Here is a 25695-nt window from a genome sequence, read left to right on the forward strand (position 1 = left end):
TACCGCTCAGTCGCGCCAGGGATGCTGGTCCCAGAGCGACTGGTAGTTCCGCTGCAGGCCGCGCAGCTCGGCCAGGTATTCCTCCGGGCCGAGGAAGCGCAGCGGCAGGCTCTGCTGCTCGGCGCTGGCCTTGAACTCCGGATTCTCCACGGTCCGCCGGACGGCGAGCGAGAGGCGGGCCAGGATCTCGGGCGGCAGGCCGGCGGGCGCCGCCATGCCGCGCATCGAGCCCTCCACCACGTCGAAGCCCAGCTCCTTCAGCGTCGGCACGTCGCCGAGCGGCGCCCAGCGCGTGGCGCCCATCTGCGCCAGGGGGCGCAGCACGCCCTGGCGCGTCTCGTTCACGCCCTCGGCCACGTTCATGACGGCGAGCGGGATCGCGCGGGAGAGCAGGTTCTGCTTCACCTGCGCGCTGCCGCCGAAGGGCACGTGCAGGAAGCTGGTGCCGGAGGCGCGCTCCAGCGCCAGCATGGCCAGATGATCGTCCGAGCCGACGCCGGTGGTGCCGTAGCCGATCGTGCCCGGGCGGGCACGGGCGGCGGCGAGAAGGCTCGCGAAATCCCGGATGTCGGAATCCGCGCGCACCCACAGGCCGCCCGGATCGTCCACGATATTGCCGATCAGCGAGAAATCCTCGAGCCGGAAGCGCGTCCGGCGCTCGATCGGCAGGGTGACGATGTGCGGCGTGTTGATGAAGCCGATCGTCAGCCCGTCCGGCCGGGCGCGCGCCAGTTCGGTGAAGCCGATCTCGCCGCCGGCGCCGGGCCGGTTCAGCACCACGACGGGCTGGCCGAGATCCTTCTCCATGAAGCGCGCGATGGTGCGGGCCGCGGCGTCCGTGCCGCCGCCGGCCGCGAAGGCGACGATCATGGTGAGCGACTTGTCCGGGCGCCATTCGGCGGCCTGGGCACGGGCGAGGGCAGGCGCGGCCAGGAGACTCGGCACGGCGAGAAGGGTGCGGCGGGCGATCATCGGTATTCCTCCGCCTCGAGATATATGACGCTTTCGCGGCGCGGGAAATTCCGGGTGCGTTGCGATCTGCCCGGGGCGATCCGGGCCAGGGACACAAAAAAGCCGGCCGCGGCGAGGCCGGGCCGGCTTTTTCGAGGAGCGGAAGCTCTCAGTCCGCCGCGAGGGCCATGCGGCCGCGGTTCATCATGGAGAGGACGTGGTCCTCGGTCATCTCCGTGATGGTCTCGACCTGCTCGGGCGAGAAGACGTGGCCGGCCTTCGGGATCGAGCGGAAGTCGATGGCGACGCCCTTCTGGGTGTTCAGCTTGTCGACCAGCTTCTGCACGCTGTTCAGCGGCACCAGCTCGTCATCCTCGCCATGGATCATCATGCCCGAGCAGGGGCAGGGCGCCAGGAAGCCGAAGTCGTAGTGGCTGGCCGGCGAGCTAATCGAGACGAAGCCGCCCATCTCCGGGCGCCGCATCAGGAGCTGCATGCCGACATAGGAGCCGAAGGAATAGCCCGCCGCCCAGAGCATGGACGCGTTCGGGTTCACCGCCTGAAGGAAGTCGAGCGCCGCCGCGGCGTCGCTGATCTCGCCGATGCCGCCGTCGTAACGGCCCTGGCTCTTGCCCACGCCGCGGAAGTTGAAGCGGAGCACGGAGAAGCCCATCGACTGGAACTTGCCGTAGAGCCCGTGCACCACGCGATTGTTCATCGTCCCGCCATGGAGGGGGTGCGGGTGAAGAAGCAGCGCCACGGGGGCATTGGGCCGCTTCGCGTGATGATAGCGGCCTTCGAGGCGGCCGTCGGGCCCGGCGAACATGACTTCAGGCATCGTGTCCTTTGTCCGTTTCTTTGGGCGCCGCGAAACCCCTGCCGAGGGCCTCCCGACGCCGAGATGGCGCGTACCCACCTGGGGATCCAGCTGGCACCCGCGGCGTCAATCGGTCCCGGGGGAGACCGGCGTCGCGGGCGTGCTGCCCATGTGGTTCTCGAAAGTCCATGCCGGGAGATGCGTGCATTGACGCGCATCCTTCCCACCGCCAGACTGCATACCCTTTCATGGGTCTGGGCGACCCAAGGGAAACCGGGCGGTATCTGCCGAAATCGTCTCATTCGGCAAGAAAAACAATCGCTTCGAGAGATTTGTCGCATCTGTCGTGCGCGACGGGCGCATCATAGTCAGCTGCGATGCTGAATTCATAATGGATTCATCCGAGAGGCTGCATGGCTGGGTCGGCTTAATTGCATGGCAGCCCAGGCAAAGTCCTCATCAGGAATTCATCCCCGAGTCGCGCCGCCGCCGCGGCACCGCGCCGCCCGCTGACACGGCCGGGAATTGACCGCCCGGCCCGCCCGGCCGAGAGGAGCCAGATGGATCCGCTCGATCTCGATGCCAATGCGACGGAAGCCCTGCGCCCGGCCGCCAAGGCCGCGCTGGTGGCGGCGCTGCGCCAGGGCGGCAATCCCTCGTCCATCCATGCCGGGGGACGGGCCGCCCGTGGCGTCGTGGAGCGCGCGCGGCGCCAGGTCGCGGACCGCTTCGGCGCCGCGCCCGGCGATGTGGTGCTGACCTCGGGCGGGACGGAGGCCAATGCGCTGGCCCTGCATGGGCTCTCGCCCGGGCGCCGCGTGCTGGTGGGCGCCACCGAGCACCCCGCCGTCCGGGCCGCCGCCTCCGCCGCCGAGACCATCCGCGTGCTCCCGGACGGGCGGGCCGACCTGGGACACCTTCTCGCCCTGCTGGCCGAGGGCGCGCCCGCCCTGGTCTGCCTGATGGCTGCGAACAACGAGACCGGCGTGCTCAACCCGCTGGATGAGATCGCGGCGCTCTGTGCGTCTCACGGCGCCCTGCTGCATGTGGACGCCGTGCAGTCGGCCGGGCGCGTCGGGCTGGACGCGCGCCGGCTGGGTGCCGCGAGCATCGCCATTTCGGCCCACAAGATGGGGGGTGTGCCGGGGGCCGGCGCGCTGATCCTCGCGCCCGGCCTGCATCTGCCCGCCCTCATCGCCGGCGGCGGGCAGGAGCGCGGGCGGCGCGGGGGCACCGAGCCCCTGCCGGCCATCGCCGCCTTCGGCGCGGCCGCCGCCGAGCCCTACGACGCCCGCCGAATCGCCGGCCTGCGCGATGCCATCGAGGCCGGGCTGCGCGAGCTCGACCCCGCCATCGTCATCGCGGGGGGTGGGGCGCCCCGCCTGCCCAATACCAGCCTGGCCGTCTGGCCGGGCGTGCCGGCGGAGACGCAGGTGATCGCGCTCGACCTCGCCGGCATCCGGGTTTCGGCGGGGGCGGCCTGCTCCTCGGGCAAGGTCGGGGCCTCGCATGTGCTGGAGGCGATGGGTTTCGGGGCGGACGCGGCCTGCGGCATCCGCATCTCCCTGCCGTGGAACGCGCCGGATGATGCGCCGCAGCGTTTCCTTGCCGCCTACGCGGCCATGCACAAGCGCCTCTCGTCACGCAGGGCAAGTGCCTCCACATAGTCGGAATGCGACCGAACCGCCCCATCTACCTCGACCACCACGCGACCACGCCCATGGATCCGCGCGTGCTGGCTTGTATGAGGCCGTGGTGGGAGGAGAATTTCGCCAACCCGCATTCCGTGGAGCACGCGCTCGGCCGCGCGGCGGAGGAGGCGGTGGAGGCCGCGCGCGCCCAGGTCGCCGCGCTGATCGGGGCCGAGGCGCGCGAGGTGATCTTCACCTCCGGCGCCACGGAATCGAACAACATCGCCATCAAGGGCGCCGCGCGCTTCGCGGGCACCTCCGCCGGCGGCGAAGCGCGAGGCGGCAAAGGCTCCCCGCGCCGCGTCATCACGCTCGCCACCGAGCATAAATGCGTCCTGGAATCCGTCCGCGACCTGGGGGCCGAGGGCTTCGAGCCCGTCATCCTGCCGGTGCGGCCCGACGGCCTGCTGGACCTGGATGTCCTGCGCGAGGCGCTGGAGACGCCGACGCTGCTGGTCTCCGTCATGGCCGTGAACAACGAGACGGGCGTCATCCAGGACCTCGCCGCCATCGGCGCGCTGGTGAAGGAGGCCGGCGCCCTCTTCCACACCGACGCCGCCCAGGGCGCGGGGCGCATCCCCCTGGATGTGAACGAGATCCGCGCGGACCTCATGTCCGTCACCGCCCATAAGATCTACGGCCCCAAGGGCGTGGGCGGCCTCTATATCCGCCGCCGTCCGCGCGTGCGCCTGGCGCCGCTTTTCTCCGGCGGCGGGCAGGAGCGGGGGCTGCGCAGCGGCACGCTGCCGGCGCCGCTCATCATCGGCTTCGGCGAGGCCGCGCGCATCGCGGCCGCCGAGGGCACGCTGGATGCCGGCCGCATCGCGGGCCAGCGGCAGATCCTGCTGGACGGGCTGAAGGCCGCCATCCCGGGCCTGCGCGTGAATGGCAGCATGGAGGCCCGGGTCTCGGGCAACCTCAACCTTACCTTCCCGGGCGGGGTGGATGCCCAGGCCCTGATGGCGGCGGTGCCGGACCTCTGCCTTTCCACCGGCTCGGCCTGCTCCTCGGCCGAGATCGCGCCTTCCTACGTGCTGGGCGCCATGGGGATTCGCGAGCCGGAGGCCCGCGCCACCTTGCGGATTGGGCTGGGGCGCTTTACCTCGCCCGCCGAGGCGGAGAAGGCCGCGGCCCTGATGGGCGCGGCCTGGAAGGGCCTCGTCGCCCAGAGCCACGCCGCGGAGTAGTTTGCAGAATGCCCAAGATGACCTTCATCGAGCGCGATGGTAGCCCGCGCGAAGTGGAAGCGCCCCTCGGCCTGTCCGTGCTGGAGATCGCGCATCGTCACGGCGTGGACATCGAGGGCGCCTGCGAGGGCAGCCTGGCCTGCGCCACCTGCCATGTCATCGTGGGCAGCGACTGGTTCACGAAGCTCGCCGAGCCGACGGAGGATGAGGAGGACATGCTCGACCTCGCCTTCGACCTGCAGGAGACGAGCCGCCTGGGCTGCCAGATCATCATGACCGAGGAGCTGGACGGGCTCGTCGTGAAGCTGCCCAAGGCCGGCTGATACCCCACAAGAACGCTTCGCATTTTTGCGGGGCCCCGGGATGGGGCCTGGGCTTGTTGGGTTCGGAGTGGCCCGGCGAAGCGAAGCTCCGCCGGGATTGCGGGGGGCGGAAGGCACGACGGCCCGCCCCGGAGGAGAAGTGATGCGGGGCATTGAGGATTTTGGCGCCGAAGGGGGGCTGTTCCGCCGGCTGCGGGCGGCGTCCGGCACGGATTGGTCGGCCTACACCTGGCACCCGTTCGTGCAGCGGCTCTCGGACGGCACGCTGCCGCTGAAGGCGTTCCAGACCTACCTGATCCAGGACTACCTCTTCCTCATCCACTTCGCGCGCGCCAAGGCGCTGGCGGTGGTGAAGGGCGAGAGCCTGGCCGCCATGCGGGGCAAGGCCGCCGCCGTGCTCGCCATCCTCGACGAGACGCTGCTGCACCTGAAATACTGCGCGGAGTGGGGCCTTTCCGAGGAACAGGTCACGATGATCCCCGAGAGCATGGAGACCGTGAGCTACACCCGCTGGGTCATGGACCGCGGCATGCACGGCGACATCATGGACCTCGAGATCGCGCTGGTGCCCTGCACCGTGGGCTATGGCGAGGTGGCGCGGCGCATCCTGGCCGACCCGAAGCGGATGGTGGCGGGCAACCCCTACCAGTCCTGGATCGACACCTATTCGGCCGATGGCTACCAGGCGCTGGCGGAAGCCGCCGCGCACCGGATCGACGCGCTGGGCGAGAGCCACGGCGGCGAGGCGCGCTTCGCCGGCCTGCTGCGGGACTTCTCGATGGCCGCGCGGCTGGAGCAGCGCTTCTGGCAGCAGGGGCTGGACGCGGTCCGATGAAGATCCTGGTGGCCATGTCGGGCGGCGTGGACTCGTCGGTCGTGGCCGCGCTGCTGCACGAGCAGGGGCACGAGGTCGTCGGCGCCACGCTGCAGCTCTACGACCACGGCGCCGCCATCCAGAAGAAGGGCGCCTGCTGCGCGGGGCAGGACATCCATGACGCGCGCAACGTGGCCGAGCACCTGGGCATCCCGCACTACGTGCTGGACCGCGAGCAGCGCTTCCGCGAGGCCGTGATCCAGGACTTCGCCGACAGCTACGCGCGCGGCGAGACGCCCATCCCCTGCATCCGCTGCAACCAGACGGTGAAGTTCCACGACCTGACGGAGCTGGCCGCGGACCTCGGCTGCGAGGCGCTGGCCACGGGCCATTACGCGCGCCGCATCGACGGGCCGGAGGGGCCGGAACTGCACCAGGCCGTGGACCCCGTGCGCGACCAGTCCTACTTCCTGGCGCAGACCACGCGGGAGCAGCTCGCGAAGACGCTGTTCCCGCTGGGCGGCTACGCCACCAAGGCGGAGGTGCGGGCCGAGGCCGTCCGGCTCGGCGTCGCGGTGGCGGAGAAGCCGGACAGCCAGGACATCTGCTTCGTGCCGACCGGGACCTATGCCGATGTGGTCGGCAAGTTCCGGCCGGAGGCGCTGGAGCCGGGCGAGATCGTGGACGAGGAAGGCCGGGTGCTGGGGCAGCATCGTGGGCTGGCGCGCTACACGGTGGGGCAGGGGCGCGGGTTGGGGATTTCGCGGCGCGAGGACGAGGCGCCGCTCTTCGTGGCGCAGCTGGACGCGACGAAGCGGCGCGTGGTGGTGGCGCATCGGGAGAAGCTGGCCCAGGCACGGATCCGCGTGGGCGAGGTGAATTGGCTGATCGAGCCGCCTGCCGGTGCCTTCCGCTGCGAGGCGAAGCTGCGCGGGCGCGAGCGGCCGGCGGGGATGATGGCGGAGTGGGATGGGGCGGAGTTGGTTCTGACGCCGGATGTGCCGGGGATCGCGGCGCCGGGGCAGGCGGCGGTGGTTTATTGGGAGGGGCGGGTGATTGCGGGTGGGGCCATTCGCTAATTATCAGTGCTTCGTATTGCCTAGCTCCATCTGCAAATACTTTGCTGGTAGGCAAGAGGTATCTTTTGGCCGTTTGGAGTATAGCCCAAATCTGGAAAGAGGGCCGCTTTGAGCTCCTATTCGTTCTAATCGACCGTCACAGGAAAGAAATTCTTCGCATTTTCGGTCAAGGGCAGATGCAATATGGATGCTGTCGGCGCCCTTGATGCCTAGGATACCATGTACCCAATGCAGATCTCTTGCGTCCTGTGCAATAAATGGAGTCATCATAACAAGTCGAACGTACTGGCCTGAGCACAATAAGCGATTAAATTGAGATTTTACCTCGTCACTAATATTATTGTCGCCCGCATGTCTGCATTCGGCAACAGAGAGGACTGAAGTGAAAACGAGCACCTCTCCATCCCTGTGTGCTTCGAGGAGCCGCTTGAGATACCAAACGTCATGCTCCCGCTCGGAAGTGACGGACTTGCCAATGTCCGTTCTCACTAAATCTATGAAACAGCACGAATCGACATAAACTTTGCGCAAATCGGCCATTCAAGTGACCTCGTGATCGTGCTCGAACTCCGTCATGTCTGCCACGAAATTAGGTTCACTACCAACAAGCCGTTCAAATTCGGCAGCCGATAACATCCGTTGACGCTCGATGCGCTCTGCAACCATGTCTAAAGGTTGGCGCGTCGCTCGATTAAAGTTTATCAAGCCGCTCACTATCAATACCGTAGTTCGTTCCTGAACGGCCTGAGCGACTTGAGAATACAAAGACGATGGGTAACTTATCTTAATAAGATTATCGTTGGATAAATCTCTTATTTGGAAGTTAGGCTCTCTTGCTTCTTTAAACCAAGCATGAAGAATTCCCTGAAGAGCGCCATGAGCAGGTAATGGCGTCTCAATCTCCCTTCGGAGATTAGCGGTTTGGCTATAAGTGATATTTCTCCACTTTAAAGACCCGCCATGTACTGGGAATATGCCCAAACCGATAACTTCATCGGGGTCAATTAAGGAACCAATTCTGGCAAATTCCAATGCAGTTGCATTGCTGATCGAGCCATTTAGTCCGTCGCTCGCAGAATCGTAGTCCGCTAAAAACTCAAGGTTGCGAGCAAAAACCTGCGCATCACCCGCGTTAACATCTCTCTGAAATTCGGCGTCATATTCAACCGAACCGTTTCTAAAATTAACTCCAAGCCATTCCCCTGGATTAGTAGAGACATGACAATCACTCGCGAGAGAACGAAGAAATTTTTCGGTTTGTTCGGCAATTCGGCCAAGCTTCGAGAGGGGAGCGCCATGGCGCCCTCGATTTAATACAAACCGTACCTTAAGTCGCGCCATACCGCCTCGTGGACATAGCTACCCGCAAAGGATTCTATCGGCCGACTCGATGTGGGTAAAGGCAATTAGATTGAACCGTCCAAGCGTCGAGCTACTATCATCCATAATCTAACCACCCCCGTGCACCACCTTCCCCCCCACCATCGTCAGCTCTGACGCCACATCTTTCAGTGCCGGCAGCTCCACCGTCAGCGGGTCCGCCGTCAGCACCGCGAGATCCGCCAGCTTCCCCACCTCGATCGCCCCCTTGTCCTTCTCCGACATCGTCAGATAAGCCCCCGCATTCGTCGCGGCCCGGATCGCGCTCTCGCGGCTGATCGCCTGGCGTTCGCCCACCATCTTCTGCGTGTAGAGGCTCATCCGCGAGACCGACTGCCACATCGGGTAGAACAGCGAGACCGGCACGTTGTCCGTCGCCAGCGAGTAGGTCACGCCCGCCTCCTCCAGCCAGCGCAGCGGCGAGATGCTGTCCTCGTCGGGCAGCTTGTTTCGCTCCTGCAGCAGGTGGCCTTCCTTGTAGATGTAGCGGTTGGTGTGCGTCGTGATCACGAGGCCGAGGTCGCGGATCTTGCTCACCTGCTCGCGGCTCAGCACGGCGATGTGGCCCAGCACCCAGCGCAGGTCGCGGATCGGCACCACCGCGTTCACCTCCTCATAGAGGTCGAGCATGTTGGGCCAGATGCCGATGGCGCGGATGCCGTGCCGCGCGCAGGCGATCAGCATCTCCTTCGCGCGCTCGCGCTCCAGCCCCATGTCGTAGTTGAAGCCGGCCCAGCCGGTATAGGGCGCGGCCTGCGCGCGCACGGCATTGTCGGGCGTCTTGCCGATCTCGGTGATGATGCCGGAAAGGCGCAGCATGTCGTCGCCCATGCCGTCGCCGGCGAGCTGATGCGCCCAGCCGCCGATCAGCCGCTCCATCGAGACATCCTCCATCCCGCGCCAGTCCGGGCTGAAGGCGAGGTGCGAGCGCATGGTCAGCTTGCCCGCCGCATGCACCTGCCTGTAGGCGGCCAGCAGCTCGGCCGCCACGCCATGCTCCTCGTAGACCGAGGTGGTGCCGAAGGCGTGGTAATAAGCCGTGGAGCGCGGCAGCGCCGCGACGCGCTGCGCGATGGTGAAGCCCGGCGCCATGTGGAAGAAGGCGAGCTCCACCAGCGGCACGAAACCCTGCTCGACGAAGACGCCGCTGGGCTGGCCCGAAGCATCCTTCTCGATGGTGACGGAGGCATGCGGCGGCGCCGTCTCGCCCGTGATGCCCGCGAGCTTCAGCGCCCGCGTATTGGCGATGGAGACCAGCGGCAGGCTGTGCCGCCAATAGCCCCAGATGGAGCGGATATAGACGGGGTTGTTCGGCGCCGCGTCGTCCAGCTCCTGCCGCGTGGGCCAGCGGCCCTCGGCGAGCGATTGCGGCAGGTCGAAATAGAAGGGCGGCTCGCCGATCGGCATGGTGACGATCCACTCGCCCGGCGCCTTGTCCTTCGCGAGCTCGGCGATGCGCTTCTGGATCTCGGCGATGGAGCGGCAGCCGGCGAGCGAGGGGAAGACGGATTTCAGCCCTTCGCGGTCCATATGCGCGTGGCCGTCGATGAGGCCCGGCATCACCGGGCGGCCGCCGAGCGCAATCTCCTGCGTATGGGAGGCGCGGTGGCGCTGGACCATGGCGTCCTCGCCCACGGCGATGAAGCGCCCGGCGCGGATGGCGACGGATTCGGCGATGCTGAACTTCGCGTCGGCGGTGATGATCTTGCCGCCGCTCAGGATCAGGTCGGCCGGTTCGTGCACACTCACGCTCACTCTCCCTTCTGCAGGCGCCCTTGCTGCACCATGGCGGCCCAGCGGTCCACATCCTCCCGGAAGTATCCGGCGAAGCCCGCGCGGTCGGCCGGGATGGGCTGCGCGGCGGAAAGGCGCAGGCGCTCCTGCACCGCGGGGGCCTGCATGGCGCGCAGCGCCGCGGCTTCCAGTCGGCGCAGCGACTCCTCCGGCGCGCCGCTGCGCACGAAGAGGCCGACCCAGGTCTCGAAGGCGTAGCCGGGCACCGTCTCGGCGATGGTGGGCACGTCGGGCAGCACGGCGGAACGCTCGCGCGAGGTGATGCCGATGGCCCGCACCGCGCCCTGCTGCACCTGGCCGATGCTGGAGGCCATGATGTCGAGCAGCGTGTCGATGCGCTGCGCGATCAGGTCAGGATAGACGGCGCCCGAGCCCCGATAGGGCACGTGCAGCAGCTCCGTCCCCGTGGCGGCGGCCAGCAGCACGCCGGCGAGGTGGCTTCCGGTATTCGGGCCCGAGGAGCCGTAGCTGACCGTCCCCGGCCGTGCGCTCGCCGCCGCCAGGAATTGCGCGGCCGTGCGGTAGGGCGAGTTGGGGGAGACCACCATCAGCGAAGGGATGGCGCCCATCCCCAGCACGGGCGTGAGGTCGCGCACCGGATCGAAGCTGAGGCTGGAGAGCGAGACGCTGCTGGAAAGCGCGGCGCCGGTGAAGAGGACGGTCTGCGCATCCGGCCGCGACTGCTGCGCCACATAGGCCGCGCCCACATTGCCGCCCGCGCCCGGCCGCGTGTCGATGACGACCGTCTGCCCCAGCTCGGCCGAGAGGGCGGGGCCCAGCACGCGGGCCAGCACGTCGATCGTGCCGCCGGGGGCATAGGGCACGACGAGGGTGACGGGCGTGTTCTGCGCGCCCGCACTGCCGGCAATTGCCGTGATAGCGAGCAGGGTGGCGAGGGCGATTCGACGCATGCATCGTCTCCGGGCAGGTGCGAATATATTTGCACCATACATTTTACCCGAAGGCCATCAGCCCCTTCTGGTAAACTTCAGCCGCATGCCGTTCTGCGGCCGCAGCGTCAGGCGCGCGCCGGGGACGGGCACGAAGCCCGGATCCACCGAGACATCCAGGCGCTGCAGCAGCGTCGCGAGGAAGACCGTCATCTCCGCCATGGCGAAGGCGGCGCCGGCGCAGACGCGCGGGCCCAGGCTGAAGGGCAGGTAGCCGAAGCGCGGCGGCTTGCGCGGCGCGTCGGGCAGGAAGCGTTCGGGCCGGAAGGCATGCGGCGCGTCCCACAACTCGCCCTTGCGGTGCAGGAGCCAGGTGATGGCCATCACCGTGTCGCCCCGGCCCACGGCGGCATGGGCGACCTGCCCGGGCTCCGCCGCCTGGCGCGAGAGGTAGGGCACGGGCGGGAAGAGGCGCATCGCCTCCTGGATCACGGCGCGGGTGAAGGGGAGAGCGGGCAGGTCCTCTGCCTCGGGCGTGCGGCCGCCGAGCACCTGTGCGTGCTCCTGGCGCAGCCGCGCCAGGGTCGGGGGGTGCCGGGCCACGAGGTAGAAGGCCCAGGTGAGCGCGTTGGCCGAGGTCTCGCTGCCCGCGAGCAGCAGGGTCGCGACCTCGTTCACCAGCTGCGTCGCGTCCAGCAGGGGGGCGCCGTCGGCGGCGCAGGCCGCGCGGAGCTCGGCGAAGAGGCCGCCGGGCGTGTCGCCGGCCGCCGCGATCCGCTCGGCGCAGATGGCCCGCACCTCGCTCGCCGCCCGGTGCGCGGCGCGGCGCTGCCAGCCGGAGATGGCGCGCGGCAGGCCGATCACATGGGCGAAATCCACTGCCAGGACCGAGCTTTCATAGGTGGCGAAGGCCCGGGCGAGGCGCGCGGCGGCCTCGGGCGGCTCGTCCGGGCCGAAGAGGGCGCGCATGACGGCGAGCGCGGTGGCCGCCGCGAAGCCCGGGGCCACGTCCACCTCGCCCGACCAGCTTTCGGCCAGCTCCTCCGCCCCCCGGGTGAAGAGGGGGTGGAACTGCCCAGTGCGCGAGGGGTGGAGCATGCGCGCCATCACCTCCCGCCGGGTGGCCCAGACGGCGCCGGAATTGAGGAACATGCTGTCGCCGATGACCGGTACCAGGGCCTGCTGGAAATGCTGGCTCTTGGCGCCGTACTGGGCGTGGCCGCCGATGAAGACCTGCCGGATCAGCTCCGGCTCGTTCACCACCAGGACGCGGCGGGCCAGGGTGCGGAAGGGGATGAGCCGGCGATCGAACCCCGATTCGGGAAAGAGGCTGAGGATATCCCGCACCGAGGCGTGCAGGGCCCGGCCCAGGCTGGGATAGCCGCTGGCCAGCGCCGGGCGGGGCGGGATGAAGTCGGCGGCCGTCACGCGGCCTCGGCGCGCGCGCAGGGCATGCCACATCTTCGCGTCGGGGGCGCATGAAGTGAAGGGCCGGGTCCGTCCTTGCATTGACAGGCGGGGGCGCGCCGATTACCTCCCCGCCTCACTGGATGGCGGCGTAGCTCAGCTGGTTAGAGCACGGCACTCATAATGCCGGGGTCAGCGGTTCAAGTCCGCTCGCCGCTACCAGGATTTGCCGGCTCGGCCGGTTCCCCGGAAAATTCAGCTGACCCGGCGCCGCTCCCGCGGGCCGGATCTCGCCTGGCGCCGCCGGCCTACCTGGCGGGGCGGATGGATGACGGGTCGTTCCGCTCGTCCGACCGCGCCTCGTAGGTGAGGTTCGAGCGCATCGCCCAGACGGCGTTCTGCAGATAGAGCGGGACGACGGGATGATCCTCCAGCACCAGCCGGGTGGCCTGCTGCAGCAGGACCTCGCGGCGTGCTTCGTCCAGTTCGATCTCGGCCTGGCCGATCAGGCTATCCAGGGCGGGGGCCGAGTATTGGATCCGGTTCGAGGAGCCGTGGCCGCGCTCGCGGTTCACCGTCCGCAGCACCGAGTTCAGCAGCACCGAGACCTCGCCGGTCGAGTTGCCCCAGCTCAGCAGGTTGACCGGCGCCTCGCGCCGCGTCGCGCGGCCGATGAAGCTCGCATAGGGCTGCGCCTCGATGGTCGTGCGCACGCCGATGCGCGTCCACATCTGGCCCACCGCCTGCACGACGCGCGCGTCGTTGATGTAGCGGTCGTTGGAGCCGGCCAGCGTGATCTGGAAGCCCTGCGGCCAGCCGGCCTCGGCCAGGAGCCGGCGCGCGCCCTCCGGATCGGCGGCGGGCACCGGCAGGTCGGGCAGGCTGCTGTAGCTGCCCGGCGGCATCAATTGCGCGCTGGCGAGCGCGGCGTTCTCCATCACCCGCTCCTGGATCAGCCGCCGGTCGAGCGCCATCGAAAGCGCCCGCCGCACCCGCGCATCCGCAAGCGGGTTGCGGTCCAGCGCGCCGCCCCCGGTGGCGGCCATGCCCGGCCCGGGCGTCTCACGCGTGCCGTCCAGCGTCAGGTACATCACGCGCAGGCTGGTGGTCTCCGCGACGCGGAGGCGGCTGTCGCGGCGCATGCGAGCGAGGTCGCTGGTGGGCACCTGGTCGATGAAGTCCACGTCGCCGGCCAGCAGCGCCGCCGTGCGCGCGGTGTCGTTGGTGATGATGCGGTAGTTCACCTCCGCCCAATGCGCCTTGTCGCCCCAGTACTGGTCGTTGCGGGCCAGCACGATGCGGTCGTTGTTGGTGTAGGAGACGAGGCGGAACGGGCCGGTGCCGATCGCGACGCGGCCATTGTTGAAATCCGCCGTCGCGGCGCCCGCGTGGATCTTCCGGCTCAGCATGACGACCTGGCTCAGATAGGTCGGCAGCAGCGGCGAGGGCCCGCTGGTGTAGAGGCGGATCGTGCGGTCATCCACCACCTCGACGCGGTTCACCGGGCGGATCAGGCCCGAATAGGAGGCGCCGGGCCCCGTGACGGTCGGGATGCGCTCGAGCGTGAAGGCCACGTCGTCCGCGGTGAAGGGCGTGCCGTCGTGGAAGCGGATGCCCTCCCGCAGGCGGAACTCCCATCCTTCGGTGCCCAGCGCGCGCCAGCTCTCGGCCATGGCGGGATGGATGCGGGCCTGGGCGTCGGTCGAGACCAGCGTGTCGAAGATGCTCTGCGCGATCTCGCCGTTCGAGCGAAGCTGATGATAGTGCGGATCCAGCGACGAAACGGGCGAGCCGACGCCCATGGTGAGCGTCTGGGCCGAGGCGCCCGCCGCGCAACCGAGGCCCACGACCATGCCGAGCCAAGCCCGGCGGCCAACGAATTGCCGCATGCGATATCCTCCCGCGCCGCCATTCTGGCGACCATTTCCGAACCTTGTACCGACCGACCGATCGGTAGATAACCAAGGCTAGGCTCGGCCGGTTTCTGCGGCAAGTGCGGAAGCTGGGATTGCAGCGGTGGCGACAGGGCCATAAGCTCCGCCCCGGAGCCCGACCGACCGTTCGGTTAGCAAAGGGCTCCGCCATCGCCCGCAGAGGCGGCGGAAAACGAGGGAAACGGCTCATGAAGCTACGGTCCGGCGCTGATCGCCCGCGCCCAGAGGCATCCTTGGAGGGTGACGGCCTGCCGCGCCGCGCCGCGATAGGGGGTGCGCTCGCCCTGCCATTCCTGGCCGCCCGCGCCCGCGCCCAGGCGGATTATCCGAGCCGGCCGATCCGCATGATCGTGCCCTTCGTGCCGGGCGGCGGCGCGGACGTCACCGCGCGGTTCGTCGCCGAGCCCCTGGGCGCCGAGCTCGGCCAGCCCATCATCATCGAGAACCGGGGCGGCGCGGGCGGCACCATCGGGACGGCCGCGGTCGCGAGCGCGCCGGCGGATGGCTACACGCTGCTCTACGGCACGCCGGGGCCGCTGATCACCAACCGGTTCCTGATGGCGAACCTGCCCTATGATTCCGACCGCGACTTCGCGCCGGTCAGCCTCCTGACGCGCGGCTCCTACCTTCTCGCCGTGCACAAGGACGTGCCGGCGAGGACCATGCCGGAGCTCATCGCGCTCGCCCGCGCGCGGCCCGGCGAGCTGACCTATGCCAGCGCGGGCAACGGCGCCGGCAGCCATCTTTCCGGCGAGCTGCTCTCGATGAAGACCGGCATCCGCATGACGCATGTGCCCTATCGCGGGACGGCGCAGGCGGTGCAGGACGTCGCCTCCGGCCGCGTCACGATGTCGATCGACACCTATGGCGTCATGATCCCGCAGATCCAGGCGGGCAACCTGCGCCCCGTCGCGGTGACGAGCCTGGAGCGCTACCCGGAACTGCCCGACGTGCCGACGATCGCCGAGACGATCCCGGGCTTCGAGGTCGGGGTCGTGAACTACATCTGCGTCCGCTCCGGCACGCCGCGCCCGATGATCGAGAGGCTGAACGCGGCGCTCGTGAAGGTCCTCGCCGATCCGGGCCTGGCGCGGCGAATGAGGGAGGCGGGAAGCAGCCCTCCGCTGTCCAGCTCTCCGGAAGGGCTCGCGGACATCCTCCGCGCCGAGGTGGAGAAATGGGGACCGGTCATCCGCCAGGCCGGCCTTTCCGCGGGCTGACGCATGGAGAGAGTGCCGGATGCCGCAGAGGGGCTGGAGGATCTCGCCGAGATCCTCGAGCTCGACAGCGCGGGGAACCCCCTGCAGGGGAGGATCGTGCAGATCTTCCAGGTGGCTTGCAGGCTCTTCGCGCAGCACGGCTTCGACGGCGCTTCGATGCGCGACATCGCGGCCGAGTGCGGCGTCTCCAAGGCCACGCTCTACCACTACTTCCCGGACAAGGATTCGATCCTGCGCCCGCTGGCGCTGGGGACGACGAAATCGATCTACCTGCATGTCGCACGGCATGACGATCCGTCGCGGCCGGCGCTGCAGCGGTTGCGCATCTTCCTGACGCAGACCGCGAAGTTCTTCGAGAAATTCCGCTGGGCCTGGATCGCCAGCTCCACCGTCTTCTGGAGCGATCCCAAGGCCCGCGCGCGCAAGGAGCGCATCGCCTGGCGCGACCGCTACGAGCAGCTGCTGCGCGAGATCCTGCAGGCCGGTGTGGATGCCGGGGAGATCCAGGCAGCCGACGTCGCCGTCACGGGAAGATTCATCCTGGGCAGCATCAACTGGATGCCGCGCTGGTACGCGCCGGAAGGGCCGCTCACGGCCGCGCAGGTGGCGGAGCGCTTCTGCGACATGATCGTCGACGGCATCGGCGCGCGAACAACGAAACGTTGATCGCGAGGCGGCTTGTGCGGCGGACGGGATGCAACTAGCGTAGCCTACCGAACGGTCGGTAGATAGCCGGCCAGAGTGCCATGAATTGGCGGAGGAAGCGAAAATCATGTCATCCGACATCGTGAAGTTCGAGGTATCCGACTACATCGGCGTGGTGACGCTGAACCGCCCGCCGGTGAACGCGGTGAACGCGGAGATGAAGGACCGCCTTATCGAGATCTTCGACGCGGCGACGGACCGCGACGACGTGCGCGTCCTCGTCCTCACCGCGCACGGCAAGATCTTCTGCGCGGGCGCCGACCTCAAGCAGCGGCCGGACCCGAAGGTGCCGGGCCAGTACTGGCATCACAACCGCACGACGCGCGAGCTGGGCAATTCCATCAAGGAATGCACAAAGCCCGTCATCGCCGCGATCAACGGCACGGCGCTGGGCGCGGGCTTCGGCCTCATGGCCGCCTGCGACATCATGATGGCCGCCGAGGATGCGAGCTTCGGCATGCCCGAGATCGATGTGGGCCTGGCCGGCGGCGCGGCGATGATCCGCGAGATGTTCGGCAAGTCCTGGACGCGGCGGCTGATGTTCACCGGCGACCGCATCCCCTCCTCCGAGCTGTATCGCCAGGGCATCATCGACAGCATCTGGCCGCAGGAGCAGCTGCTGCCCGAGGCGCTGAAGATGGCCGCGCGCATCGCGGAGAAGAGCCCGCTCGGCATCAAGTACGCGAAGAACAGCTGCAACTTCGTCGAGCTGATGTCCCCCAAGGACGCCTATCGCTTCGAGCAGAACTTCACCTACGAACTCTCCAAGACCGAGGACGCGAAGGAAGCCCGCACGGCCCAGCTCGAGAAGCGCAAGCCGAACTTCAAGGGCCGCTGAGCATGTCCGCCACCATCGACTACGAAGCCTTCCGCGAGGAGTTGCGGGAGTTCGCGCTGAAGAACTGCCCGCCGGAGATTCGCGCGGTGGTGGCGAGCTACCGCAAGCTGTCGCGAAAGATCTGGTACCCCTGGCAGAAGATCCTCTTCGAGCACGGCTGGGGCGCGCCCAACTGGCCGAAGGAATTCGGCGGCACCGGCTGGGACACGCGACAGCGCGTCATCTTCGACGAGGTGATGGCCGAGTGCGACTGCCCGCCGCAATACCATCATGGGCTGCGGCACCTCGGCCCCGTCATCATCGAGTTCGGCACGAAGGAGCAGCAGGAGCGCTTCCTGCCAGGCATCCTCAACGGCCAGGACTGGTGGTGCCAGGGCTATTCCGAGCCGGGCGCGGGCTCCGACCTCGCCTCGCTGCGCACGACGGCGCGGCGCGAGGGCGACGAGTACATCGTGGAGGGCCAGAAGACCTGGACCTCGCACGCCCAGGAAGCGGACTGGATGTACACGCTGGTCCGCACCTCGAAGGAGGCGAAGAAACAGCAGGGCATTAGCCTGCTGCTGATCCCGCTGAACTCGCCCGGCATCACCATCCGCCCCATCCGCACGATCGACGGCTGGCACCATGTGAACGAGGTTTTCCTCGACAACGTCCGCGTTCCCGTCGCGAACCGGATCGGCGAGGAGGGCCAGGGCTGGACCTACGGAAAATTCCTGCTGGAGCGCGAGCGCCTGGGCGGCGCCAACATCGCGCCGCATCGCATGGCGCTGGAGCGCGTGCGCGAGATGGTCGGCAAGGAACTCGCCGGCGAGACCCGCCGCGCCGAGCGCGACCTTCTGAACCATCGCCTGCTGCTGGCGGAAGCCGAGTTGCTGGGTGCGTCGGAGCTGGGGCGGGAATCCATCGAGGCGGCCATCGAGGGCAAGTCGCTCGGCATGCTGCCGGCCGTCATCAAGCTCAGCACCAGCGTGACCATGCAGACCATCAGCCAGATCGCGCTGGACGCGGTGGGCCAGCGGCTCGCGCCGCGCTTCAAGCGCATCGACGGCGAGGGCCCGAACGCCGAGGCACCCGGCATCGAGTGGGTGCAGAACTACATGTACGCGCGCGTCCGCACGATCTACGGCGGCAGCAGCGAGGTGCAGAAGAACGTCATCGCCAAGCAGCTGTTCGGGATCTGACCATGGGCTTCGAGACCAAGCCGGTGATCGGCGGAGAGATGTACGAGATGGCGTCGCGCTTCGCGGTGGATGCCGGCGCGGAGCTGGCGGCGATCGCGGAGGCGCCGGCGCAGGCGGCCTGCATCGGCCGGCACTGGAACGGCATCGCGGAGCTGGGCTGGATGGCGACCGCCATCGCCGAGGAATCCGGCGGCGCGGGCGGCGACCTTGCCGATCTCGCGGCGCTGGCGGCCGGCGCCGGACGGGCCGCGCTGGCGCTTCCGGTGGCGGGAAGCTGCGGCGTCGTGCCCACGCTGCTCGCGGGTCATCCCATCCTGGCGGACGTCGCGAGCGGGGCGGCGCGCGTCGCCGTGATCCTCCCCGGCGCGGCGCGTGACGCGGACGGCAAGGCGCTGTCCGCCGGGGCTTCGCTGGATGGCGATGCGGTCGGCATCGAGACGCCGCCCGACCCGACGCATCTCGCGGTGGCCGTGGATGGCGAGGAGCCCGCGCTGCTGCTCATCCCCGCCGATGCCCGGGGTATCCAGGCCGCGACCTATCTGCGCATCGACTGGCGCCTCGCGGCCGACTTCCACTTCGGCCGTGTCGCGGTTCAGCCCGAATGGATCGTGGCACGAGGGCCCGAGGTGCTGCGGCGCGCGAATGCCGCGCGCGATATCGGCGCGCTGCTCACCTGCATCGAATGCGTCTCCGCCATGGGCGCGCTGGTGGAGCAGACCATCCAGTACCTGCTGAACCGTGTTCAGTTCGGCCAGCCGCTCGCCACCTACCAGGCGCTGCGCCACCGCGTGGCCGACATGTATGTCGAGTACGAGACCGTCCGCGGCATCGTCGCCCGCGCGCTGCGGGCCGCGCAGTCGGGTGATGGCGCCTGGCAGGCCATCGCCTTCGCCAAGCTGCGGCTCGGCGAGGCCGGGCGGGCCGTCGCGGAATCCGCCATCCAGTGCCATGGCGGCATGGGCATGACGGAGGAGCTGCCGGCCAACCGGCTTTGCAAGCGCCTCATGATGGCCGAGTTCGAATACGGCAACCGCGTCTATCACGCCTCGCGCCTTCTGGCCGACCAGGAGGCCTGAGCATGCACCAGTTGGAAAAGATGTTCCGGCCGCGCTCGGTCGCCGTCATCGGCGCCTCGGCCGACCCTGAGAAGCTGGGCGGCCGCGCGCTCTGGCACATCAAGGAGCTCGGCTACAAGGGCAAGATCTACCCGATCAACGTGACGGCGAAGGAGGTGCAGGGCCTGCCCGCCTATGCGAGCGTGCTGGACCTGCCCGAGACGCCGGATGCCGCCTTCATGGTGCTTCCCGCGAAGCTCTGCGCCAAGGCGCTGGAGGAATGCGCGCAGAAGGGCATCAAGCTCGTGCAGGTGCTCTCCTCCGGCTTCGCGGAGGAGGGCGGCGAGGGCATCGCCATGCAGGCTGAGCTCGTGGACATCGCGAAGCGCAACGGCATGCGCATCACCGGGCCGAACGCGCTCGGCAGCATCAGCCCGCCGGATGACTTCTTCGGCACCTTCTCGAGCCTTCTTGCCACCGCGCGGCCGGGGCCGGGCACGGTGGGCGTGGCGACGCAAAGCGGCGCCTATGGCTCTCACATCTACGCCGTCGCGGGCTTCCGCGGCGTGGGCATCAGCCGCGCGATCGCGACGGGCAACGAGGCCGATATCGACGTCGCCGCCTGCATCGACTACCTGGCCGACGACCCCGGCACCAGCGTCATCTGCGCGTCGCTGGAAGGCTGCAAGGACGGCGCCGGCCTGCGCCGCGCCCTGCTGAAGGCGGCTGCCGCGCGCAAGCCCGTCATCATCATGAAGGTCGGCAGCACGGAGGAGGGCGCGGCCGCCGCCGCGACGCATACCGGCTCGCTGGCGGGCGAGGACCGCATCATCGACACGGTGTTCCGCGAATGCGGCGCCGTGCGCGCGCAGTCGATCGAGGAGATGATCGACATCGCCTATGTCTGCTCCATCGCGCCGCTGCCGCCCTCGCGCGGGGTGGGCATCCTGAGCGTGTCCGGCGGCCTCGGCGTGCTGATGGCCGATGGCGGCGTGAATGCCGGGCTGAAGGTGCCCGCCATGTCCGATGAGGTGCTGGCGCGGATCAGGGAGATCCAGCCCGCCGCCGGTGGCCGCAACCCCATCGACACCACGGCCCAGCTGAATGGCCGCATGCATGTCTTCGAGACGATCAGCCAGGCGATGATGGGCGGCGCGGAGCTCGGCTCCTTCGTCTTCTACCTGGCCCATCTCGGCCGCAACCTGGAGCGTTTCCCGCCGCTCGAGAAGGCGCTGCTGGAGCTGCGCAGATCGGCGCCGGACCGCCTCGTCGTCGCGGTGATGACGCATATCGACGAGATCCGCCTGAAGCTGGAGGCGGCGGGAATCCCCGTCTTCGAGGACCCCTCGCGCGCCATCCGCGCCATCGCCGGCGCGACCTTCGTGCGCGAGCTGCAGGCCGCGGCTGTCGCGGCGCCGGAAATGGCGAAGGCCGCACCGGTCGCGCTTGCCTCGAGGAACGAGGCGGCGGCCAAGGCGCTGCTCGCGAAATCCGGGGTGCCGGTGCTGCCGGAACAGGCCTGCGCGACGGCCGCCGAGGCTGCCGCGGCGGCCACCGCCATGGGCTTCCCGGTGGTGATGAAGATCCTGTCCGACGACATTCCCCACAAGACGGAGGTCGGCGGCGTGCTGCTGAACGTCGCCGACGCCGCTGCCGTCGCTGCCGGCTTCGACGAGCTGTTTCGCCGCGCGAAGGAGAAGAAGCCGGGGGCGAAGCTGGACGGCGTGCTGGTCGCGCCCATGGTTTCCGGCGGTGTCGAGACCATCATCGGCGTGCAGCGCGACCCGGTCTTCGGCCCCATGGTGATGTTCGGCCTGGGCGGCGTCTCGGTGGAGCTCTTCGGCGACGTGGCCTTCGCCACGGCGCCGCTGACCCCCGAGCGCGCCGGGAAGCTCATCGCCTCCGTGAAGGGCGCGAAGCTGCTCGACAGCTTCCGCGGCCGCCCGCCGATGGACAAACCGGCTCTCGTGAAGGCGCTGATCGCGGTTTCCGAGCTGGCCGTGGCGCAGCAGGACACCATCGAGAGCGTCGAGATCAATCCCTTCCTGGTGAGGCAGGACGGCGCCTACGCGCTCGACGCGCTGGTGGCGCTGCGGGAGGCCCCGGCGGCCGGATGAGGCACGCGGAGCGCGGCCTGCGCCGGCGATCGCGCGTCGGGCGGGATCGTCCCGCCCGGTAGCTCAGATTCGCCGCGTCCAGTCGGCCAGCACGCTGGCGAGCGTCTGCTCCCACGGCACGACCGGCCGCCAGCCCAGCGCCTGGGCGGCCGCCGAGGGATCCCCCAGTGTCTGCCGGACATCGGTGGGCCGCAGCCGCGCCTCGTCGGCCTCGATCCGCGGCGACACGCCCGCGAGGCGCAGCAGGTCCGCCAGGATATCCCCGACACGCTTCGGCTGGCCCGAGGCAAGGTTGAACACGGCGCCCGGCTCCAGCCGCTCCGCGGCCTGAAGGGCGGCAACATAGCCCGCGCAGACATCCGCCACGTCCAGGAAGTCCCGCCAGCGGTCGAGCGCGCCCACGCGCATCACCGGCTCCTGCCGGCCGGCGGCGATCAGGGCTGCCTGGCGCGCGAAGGCGGGCACCACGAAGGCATCCGCCTGCCCGGGGCCCGTGTGGTTGAACGGCCGCATGCGGATGGCGCGCAGGCCCCGCAGCGCCATCTCCCCCACCGCGAGATCGGCCGCCGCCTTGGAGGCCGCATAGGGGTTGGCGGGCCGCATGGCCGCGTCCTCGGCCAGGGCCCGGTCCGACTGGAAGGAGAGGCCATAGACCTCGGCCGAGGAGGCCAGGAGGAAGACGGCGCCGCCGGCCCGTATCCGCACGGCCTCGGCCAGCGAGATCGTGCCGAGCAGGTTGGCCTGCCAGGTGGGGACCGGGTTGCTGAAGCTCTGGGCCACCGCCGCCAGCGCGGCCAGATGCACCACCGCGTCCGGCGCCGCGATGTCGATGGCGGCGGCGCAGGAACCTGGATCCAGCAGGTCGAGCGGGACGATCTCGTCCCAGCCCGTCACTTCTTCCCCGCGCGTGGCCGCGATCAGCCGCGCCTCGGGGAAGGCGGCCCGCAGCGCGCCGCGCAGATGGCCGCCGACGAAGCCCGACGCGCCGGTGACCAGGATGCGGCGCACGCGGGTCAGCGCATGCGCGCGCGATGGCGGGCGAGGTCCGCGTCCACCATCTCGACGATCATTTCCTCGAGGCTCACGCTCGCCTCCCAGCCCAGCTTCTCGCGCGCCTTGGTGGGGTCGCCCAGCAGCACGTCCACCTCGGCCGGGCGCAGGAACTGCGGGTCGACCTTCACGAAGTCCTCGTAGTTCAGGCCCACATGGGCGAAGGCGATGCGGCACATGTCGCGCACGCTCACCGTGCGCCCGGTCGCGACCACGTAGTCGTCCGGCGTGTCCTGCTGCAGCATCATCCACATCGCGCGCACGTAGTCGCGCGCGTGGCCCCAGTCGCGCGTGGCGTCGAGATTGCCCATCGGCAGCTCGCTCGCGAGGCCGAGCTTGATGCGGGCCGCGCCGTCCGTGACCTTGCGCGTGACGAACTCGATGCCGCGCAGCGGGCTCTCATGGTTGAAGAGGATGCCGCTCGACGCGTGGAGGCCGAAGCTCTCGCGGTAGTTCACCGTCATCCAATGCGCGTAGAGCTTGGCGACGGCATAGGGGCTGCGCGGATAGAAGGGCGTGGTCTCGCTCTGCCGAGCTTCCTGGATGCGGCCGTACATCTCCGAGGAGGACGCCTGGTAGAAGCGGGCGCCCGGTGCCGCGATGCGCACGGCCTCCAGCATGTTGTGCGCGCCGCCGCCGGTGACGTTGCCGGTCAGCAGCGGCTGGCTCCAGGAGGTCTTCACGAAGGACTGGGCGGCGAGGTTATAGACCTCGTCCGGCTGAACCTCCTGCATGGTGCGGATCAGGTTTGACAAGTCCGTGAGGTTGCCGTCGACCATCCGGATGCGCCCGGCGATGCCCAGCCAGCGCAGGCGCTCGTCGATGACCTCGGCCGAGGCGGAGCGACGCAGCAGGCCATAGACCTCGTAGCCTTTGTCGAGCAGGAGCTGGGAAAGATACGCACCGTCCTGTCCCGTGACGCCGGTGATGAGGGCCTTACGCATTTGGGATTCCTATGATGACGCTCTCGACTATTAGAGGAGGAGGGCGAGCCTTGCGAGCCACCGCCACCCCGGGACCTCGCCGCGCGGACGGGCCGCGCGGGGTTCCATAATGGGATCGTTCGGCCGCTAGCGGTGATCCGGCCTCCGCAGCCACTTCTTTTCATGGGACTTGATGGCCACGATGGCGCCGATGTCGCGCGGCGCGTGGAATTCCAGGACGATGGCGTCATGCACCCAGTGGTGGGTGATGTGCGTCATCTGCGTGCCTGAGGCGACGGCCGGGCTGAGGGCATAGCTGCCCGAATTCAGGTGCGGCATCGTGAAGCGGAAGACGAGCTCCGCCGTCTCGCCCGCGCGCAGGTCCATGCTCTGGTTCAGATCGACGGTATTGTCGCCAAGGACCGGCTGCCCGAGCCGGTCCTTGATGGTGAAGCCGGCGACCAGCTGGTGAAGATCGGCCCGCGCCGTCACCTCCAGCCGCAGTTCCACCTCCTCGCCGCCCTCAAGCCAGTTGCGCGGGCTGGGATCGTCCCAGCCGAGGCTCACGCGGGTGATCTCGGCGAGGCCGCTGCCGTAGGATTCGCGCTCGCCCTCCATGGAGAGGCGCGCCTGGGCTTGCGCCTCCGCCGGCATCGATACGGGCGCGGCCGGGGCTGCGCCGGCCTCGGCCGCCGGCGCAGCGGCCGGCGCGGACAGCCGGCCGGTCTGCGTGAAGGCGGTATAGGCCTCGACCACCTCGCGCGCCGGGCCGATGAGGAGGGTATCGCCCTTGTTCAGCCAGATCGCGCGGGTGCAGAGGCCCAGGATCGCCCCGGTATCGTGCCCGCAGTAAAGCAGCGTGCCCCGCGCCTGGAAGTCGCGCAGCCAGCGGAAGCATTTCTGCTGGAACATGGCGTCGCCGACCGCCAGCGCCTCGTCGATGATCAGGACGTCGGCATCCACATGCGCGATCACGGCGAAGGCCAGGCGCATCGCCATGCCCGAGGAATAGGTCTTGGTCGGCTGGTCGATGAAGTCGCCGATCTCGGCGAAGTCCAGGATGGAATCCATCCGCGCCAGCGTCTCCTCGCGGCTCAGGCCGAGGACATTGGCGTTGAGGATGATGTTCTCGCGCCCCGTATATTCGGGGTTGAAGCCCGAGCCGAGCTCCAGCAGCGCGGCCACGCGGCCATTCACCTGCACCTCGCCCGCGCTGGGCGAGAGGGTGCCGCAGACCAGCTGCAGCAGGGTGGACTTGCCCGATCCGTTGCGGCCGACGATGCCCACCGTCTCGCCGCGCGCGATCTCGAAGGAGATGTCCTTCAACGCCCAGAAGTCGGTGAAGTAGTCGCGGTCGCGCAGCCGGCGGCCGAGCGGCGGCAGCAGGCGGCGCAACAGGCGCTTGATGCGGGGGTAGACCGACTGCCGCAGCCGGTCGGCCGGCGCGGGATAGATGCGGTAGGCCTTTCGCAGCCCGGCCGCGCGGATCGCGATATCAGAGGACATCGGCATATCCCGGACGCAGGCGCTGGAAGACCCAGACGGCGATCGCGAGGCTCGCTACCGCGCAGAGGAAGTAGAGGCCGAGGCTGACGAAGTCCGGCATGCCGCCATGGATGACGACGGTGCGCGTCTGCTCGATGATGGAGGTGAGCGGGTTGAGCCGCATGACGAGGCGGAAGCGCTCGGGCACAGCCTCCAGCGGATAGAAGATCGGGGTCAGGAAGAAGGTGACGGTCACGACGAGGCCGACGATCTGCGAGAGGTCACGCATGAAGACGCCGATCGCGGCGCAGAGCATGACCGTGGCCGTGACGAAGACCAGGTAGGGCAGCGCGATCAGCGGCACGAAGATCACGGTCCAGTGCAGCACGCCCTTCAGGAGGAGCTGCCCGAGAATGACGATGCCCAGCATGATCGCGGCATTGGTCAGCGCCGAGAGGACGGCGACGACGGGCAGCACCTCGATGGGAAAGATGACCTTGGTGACGTAGCTGGGATTGCCGACGACCAGCATGGGCCCGCGGTTGACGGCCTCGGCGAAGACGCTGTGGACCCCCATGCCGATGAGCAGCATGAGCGCGAAATGCGCATGATCCTGCGAGCCGCCCCAGCGGGACTGGAAGATGGCGCTGAAGACGAAGGTGTAGACCGCCGCGGTCATGAGCGGCAGCAGCAGCGCCCAGCCCAGGCCCAGTATGCTGCCCCGGAAGCGCTGCGAGATCTCCCGACCCGCCAGCCGCACGATCAGCTCACGGTGTGAAAGGCAGGATTCCAGGAACCAGGGCAGATGGGCAGGCAAACGACGCATCCGACACGGGATGCAGGCCAGTCCAGGC

Annotated in this window: 23 protein-coding genes and 1 tRNA gene; 12 read left to right on the forward strand and 12 right to left on the reverse strand. The window is 68.8% G+C overall.

Going from position 1 to position 25695, the window contains the following annotated elements:
• Positions 1-6: 6 nt before the first annotated feature.
• Both WJM96_RS03885 and WJM96_RS03890 read right to left on the reverse strand, forming a co-directional pair.
• Positions 7-972 carry a tripartite tricarboxylate transporter substrate binding protein gene (locus WJM96_RS03885; RefSeq protein WP_424811107.1) on the reverse strand — a complete coding sequence of 322 codons (966 nt, stop codon included), beginning with the start codon at positions 970-972 and terminating at the stop codon, positions 7-9.
• Between the two features lie 148 nt (positions 973-1120).
• On the reverse strand, positions 1121-1867 hold the full coding sequence (locus WJM96_RS03890) for an alpha/beta hydrolase (RefSeq protein ID WP_424811108.1): 747 nt from the start codon (positions 1865-1867) through the stop codon (positions 1121-1123).
• 461 nt (positions 1868-2328) lie between these two features.
• On the opposite strand from WJM96_RS03890, the gene WJM96_RS03895 reads away from it, so the two are divergent.
• The 5 genes from WJM96_RS03895 (at position 2329) to mnmA (ending at position 6862) form a co-directional block, all read left to right on the forward strand.
• Positions 2329-3435, forward strand: coding sequence for a cysteine desulfurase family protein (locus WJM96_RS03895; protein WP_424811109.1), 1107 nt, complete (start codon positions 2329-2331; stop codon positions 3433-3435).
• Positions 3436-3440: 5 nt separating this feature from the next.
• Positions 3441-4646 carry a cysteine desulfurase family protein gene (locus tag WJM96_RS03900; protein ID WP_424811110.1) on the forward strand — a complete coding sequence of 402 codons (1206 nt, stop codon included), beginning with the start codon at positions 3441-3443 and terminating at the stop codon, positions 4644-4646.
• A gap of 8 nt (positions 4647-4654) precedes the next feature.
• Positions 4655-4969: a ferredoxin family 2Fe-2S iron-sulfur cluster binding protein gene (locus WJM96_RS03905; RefSeq protein WP_424811111.1), complete on the forward strand. Its 315-nt coding sequence runs from the start codon at positions 4655-4657 to the stop codon at positions 4967-4969.
• 142 nt (positions 4970-5111) lie between these two features.
• The gene (locus WJM96_RS03910) at positions 5112-5804 is read left to right on the forward strand and encodes a TenA family protein (RefSeq protein ID WP_424811112.1); all 693 of its coding nucleotides are present in this window, start codon (positions 5112-5114) and stop codon (positions 5802-5804) included.
• Complete coding sequence (gene mnmA, locus WJM96_RS03915; RefSeq protein ID WP_424811113.1) at positions 5801-6862, forward strand: tRNA 2-thiouridine(34) synthase MnmA; 1062 nt, start codon at positions 5801-5803, stop codon at positions 6860-6862. The genes WJM96_RS03910 and mnmA overlap by 4 nt, the downstream gene beginning before the upstream one ends.
• A 3-nt stretch (positions 6863-6865) precedes the next feature.
• Here mnmA and WJM96_RS03920 read toward each other — a convergent pair whose 3' ends face one another.
• The 5 genes from WJM96_RS03920 to WJM96_RS03940 form a co-directional block, all read right to left on the reverse strand.
• The gene (locus WJM96_RS03920; RefSeq protein WP_424811114.1) at positions 6866-7402 is read right to left on the reverse strand and encodes a type II toxin-antitoxin system VapC family toxin; all 537 of its coding nucleotides are present in this window, start codon (positions 7400-7402) and stop codon (positions 6866-6868) included.
• Complete coding sequence (locus WJM96_RS03925) at positions 7403-8203, reverse strand: hypothetical protein (RefSeq protein WP_424811115.1); 801 nt, start codon at positions 8201-8203, stop codon at positions 7403-7405.
• A gap of 108 nt (positions 8204-8311) precedes the next feature.
• Positions 8312-9991, reverse strand: a complete 1680-nt coding sequence (locus WJM96_RS03930; RefSeq protein WP_424811116.1) for an amidohydrolase — start codon at positions 9989-9991, stop codon at positions 8312-8314.
• A 2-nt stretch (positions 9992-9993) separates the two neighbouring features.
• Positions 9994-10947 carry a Bug family tripartite tricarboxylate transporter substrate binding protein gene (locus WJM96_RS03935; RefSeq protein WP_424811117.1) on the reverse strand — a complete coding sequence of 318 codons (954 nt, stop codon included), beginning with the start codon at positions 10945-10947 and terminating at the stop codon, positions 9994-9996.
• Between the two features lie 57 nt (positions 10948-11004).
• The gene (locus tag WJM96_RS03940) at positions 11005-12387 is read right to left on the reverse strand and encodes a cytochrome P450 (RefSeq protein WP_424811118.1); all 1383 of its coding nucleotides are present in this window, start codon (positions 12385-12387) and stop codon (positions 11005-11007) included.
• A gap of 91 nt (positions 12388-12478) precedes the next feature.
• On the opposite strand from WJM96_RS03940, the gene WJM96_RS03945 reads away from it, so the two are divergent.
• Positions 12479-12555 (forward strand) — tRNA-Met (locus tag WJM96_RS03945).
• A gap of 86 nt (positions 12556-12641) precedes the next feature.
• Here the strand turns inward: WJM96_RS03945 and WJM96_RS03950 are convergent.
• On the reverse strand, positions 12642-14222 hold the full coding sequence (locus WJM96_RS03950; RefSeq protein WP_424811119.1) for an ABC transporter substrate-binding protein: 1581 nt from the start codon (positions 14220-14222) through the stop codon (positions 12642-12644).
• 278 nt (positions 14223-14500) lie between these two features.
• On the opposite strand from WJM96_RS03950, the gene WJM96_RS03955 reads away from it, so the two are divergent.
• The 6 genes from WJM96_RS03955 (at position 14501) to WJM96_RS03980 (ending at position 21383) form a co-directional block, all read left to right on the forward strand.
• Complete coding sequence (locus WJM96_RS03955; protein WP_424811120.1) at positions 14501-15487, forward strand: Bug family tripartite tricarboxylate transporter substrate binding protein; 987 nt, start codon at positions 14501-14503, stop codon at positions 15485-15487.
• A 3-nt stretch (positions 15488-15490) separates the two neighbouring features.
• On the forward strand, positions 15491-16153 hold the full coding sequence (locus WJM96_RS03960) for a TetR/AcrR family transcriptional regulator (RefSeq protein ID WP_424811121.1): 663 nt from the start codon (positions 15491-15493) through the stop codon (positions 16151-16153).
• A gap of 106 nt (positions 16154-16259) precedes the next feature.
• On the forward strand, positions 16260-17030 hold the full coding sequence (locus tag WJM96_RS03965; RefSeq protein WP_424811122.1) for an enoyl-CoA hydratase/isomerase family protein: 771 nt from the start codon (positions 16260-16262) through the stop codon (positions 17028-17030).
• 2 nt (positions 17031-17032) lie between these two features.
• The gene (locus WJM96_RS03970) at positions 17033-18211 is read left to right on the forward strand and encodes an acyl-CoA dehydrogenase family protein (RefSeq protein ID WP_424811123.1); all 1179 of its coding nucleotides are present in this window, start codon (positions 17033-17035) and stop codon (positions 18209-18211) included.
• 2 nt (positions 18212-18213) lie between these two features.
• A complete protein-coding gene (locus tag WJM96_RS03975; RefSeq protein ID WP_424811124.1) occupies positions 18214-19287 on the forward strand; it encodes an acyl-CoA dehydrogenase family protein in 1074 nt (357 codons plus the stop codon).
• Between the two features lie 2 nt (positions 19288-19289).
• On the forward strand, positions 19290-21383 hold the full coding sequence (locus WJM96_RS03980) for an acetate--CoA ligase family protein (protein ID WP_424811125.1): 2094 nt from the start codon (positions 19290-19292) through the stop codon (positions 21381-21383).
• A 63-nt stretch (positions 21384-21446) separates the two neighbouring features.
• Here the strand turns inward: WJM96_RS03980 and WJM96_RS03985 are convergent, their stop codons facing one another.
• The 4 genes from WJM96_RS03985 to WJM96_RS04000 all read right to left on the reverse strand — a co-directional run bounded on the left by WJM96_RS03985 (position 21447) and on the right by WJM96_RS04000 (position 25667).
• A complete protein-coding gene (locus WJM96_RS03985) occupies positions 21447-22391 on the reverse strand; it encodes a GDP-mannose 4,6-dehydratase (protein WP_424811126.1) in 945 nt (314 codons plus the stop codon).
• Between the two features lie 5 nt (positions 22392-22396).
• Positions 22397-23377, reverse strand: coding sequence for a GDP-mannose 4,6-dehydratase (gmd, locus tag WJM96_RS03990; protein WP_424811127.1), 981 nt, complete (start codon positions 23375-23377; stop codon positions 22397-22399).
• 126 nt (positions 23378-23503) lie between these two features.
• A complete protein-coding gene (locus WJM96_RS03995) occupies positions 23504-24862 on the reverse strand; it encodes an ABC transporter ATP-binding protein (RefSeq protein ID WP_424811128.1) in 1359 nt (452 codons plus the stop codon).
• Positions 24852-25667, reverse strand: coding sequence for an ABC transporter permease (locus tag WJM96_RS04000; RefSeq protein WP_424811129.1), 816 nt, complete (start codon positions 25665-25667; stop codon positions 24852-24854). Before WJM96_RS04000 ends, WJM96_RS03995 begins: the two co-directional genes overlap by 11 nt.
• Positions 25668-25695 lie beyond the last annotated feature (28 nt).

The sequence above is a fragment of the Roseococcus sp. YIM B11640 genome (genome assembly GCF_049727625.1).
Lineage (GTDB): Bacteria > Pseudomonadota > Alphaproteobacteria > Acetobacterales > Acetobacteraceae > Roseococcus.

Bases quoted from the DNA above. Each gene is read 5' to 3' on its own strand.
- WJM96_RS03885 (WP_424811107.1), bottom strand. From the start codon at position 972: ATGATCGCCCGCCGCACCCTTCTCGCCGTGCCGAGTCTCCTGGCCGCG.
- WJM96_RS03895 (WP_424811109.1), top strand. From the start codon at position 2,329: ATGGATCCGCTCGATCTCGATGCCAATGCGACGGAAGCCCTGCGCCCG.
- WJM96_RS03900 (WP_424811110.1), top strand. From the start codon at position 3,441: ATGCGACCGAACCGCCCCATCTACCTCGACCACCACGCGACCACGCCC.
- WJM96_RS03905 (WP_424811111.1), top strand. From the start codon at position 4,655: ATGCCCAAGATGACCTTCATCGAGCGCGATGGTAGCCCGCGCGAAGTG.
- WJM96_RS03910 (WP_424811112.1), top strand. From the start codon at position 5,112: ATGCGGGGCATTGAGGATTTTGGCGCCGAAGGGGGGCTGTTCCGCCGG.
- mnmA (WP_424811113.1), top strand. From the start codon at position 5,801: ATGAAGATCCTGGTGGCCATGTCGGGCGGCGTGGACTCGTCGGTCGTG.
- WJM96_RS03920 (WP_424811114.1), bottom strand. From the start codon at position 7,402: ATGGCCGATTTGCGCAAAGTTTATGTCGATTCGTGCTGTTTCATAGAT.
- WJM96_RS03925 (WP_424811115.1), bottom strand. From the start codon at position 8,203: ATGGCGCGACTTAAGGTACGGTTTGTATTAAATCGAGGGCGCCATGGC.
- WJM96_RS03935 (WP_424811117.1), bottom strand. From the start codon at position 10,947: ATGCGTCGAATCGCCCTCGCCACCCTGCTCGCTATCACGGCAATTGCC.
- WJM96_RS03940 (WP_424811118.1), bottom strand. From the start codon at position 12,387: ATGTGGCATGCCCTGCGCGCGCGCCGAGGCCGCGTGACGGCCGCCGAC.
- WJM96_RS03950 (WP_424811119.1), bottom strand. From the start codon at position 14,222: ATGCGGCAATTCGTTGGCCGCCGGGCTTGGCTCGGCATGGTCGTGGGC.
- WJM96_RS03960 (WP_424811121.1), top strand. From the start codon at position 15,491: ATGGAGAGAGTGCCGGATGCCGCAGAGGGGCTGGAGGATCTCGCCGAG.
- WJM96_RS03965 (WP_424811122.1), top strand. From the start codon at position 16,260: ATGTCATCCGACATCGTGAAGTTCGAGGTATCCGACTACATCGGCGTG.
- WJM96_RS03970 (WP_424811123.1), top strand. From the start codon at position 17,033: ATGTCCGCCACCATCGACTACGAAGCCTTCCGCGAGGAGTTGCGGGAG.
- WJM96_RS03975 (WP_424811124.1), top strand. From the start codon at position 18,214: ATGGGCTTCGAGACCAAGCCGGTGATCGGCGGAGAGATGTACGAGATG.
- WJM96_RS03980 (WP_424811125.1), top strand. From the start codon at position 19,290: ATGCACCAGTTGGAAAAGATGTTCCGGCCGCGCTCGGTCGCCGTCATC.
- gmd (WP_424811127.1), bottom strand. From the start codon at position 23,377: ATGCGTAAGGCCCTCATCACCGGCGTCACGGGACAGGACGGTGCGTAT.
- WJM96_RS03995 (WP_424811128.1), bottom strand. From the start codon at position 24,862: ATGTCCTCTGATATCGCGATCCGCGCGGCCGGGCTGCGAAAGGCCTAC.
- WJM96_RS04000 (WP_424811129.1), bottom strand. From the start codon at position 25,667: ATGCGTCGTTTGCCTGCCCATCTGCCCTGGTTCCTGGAATCCTGCCTT.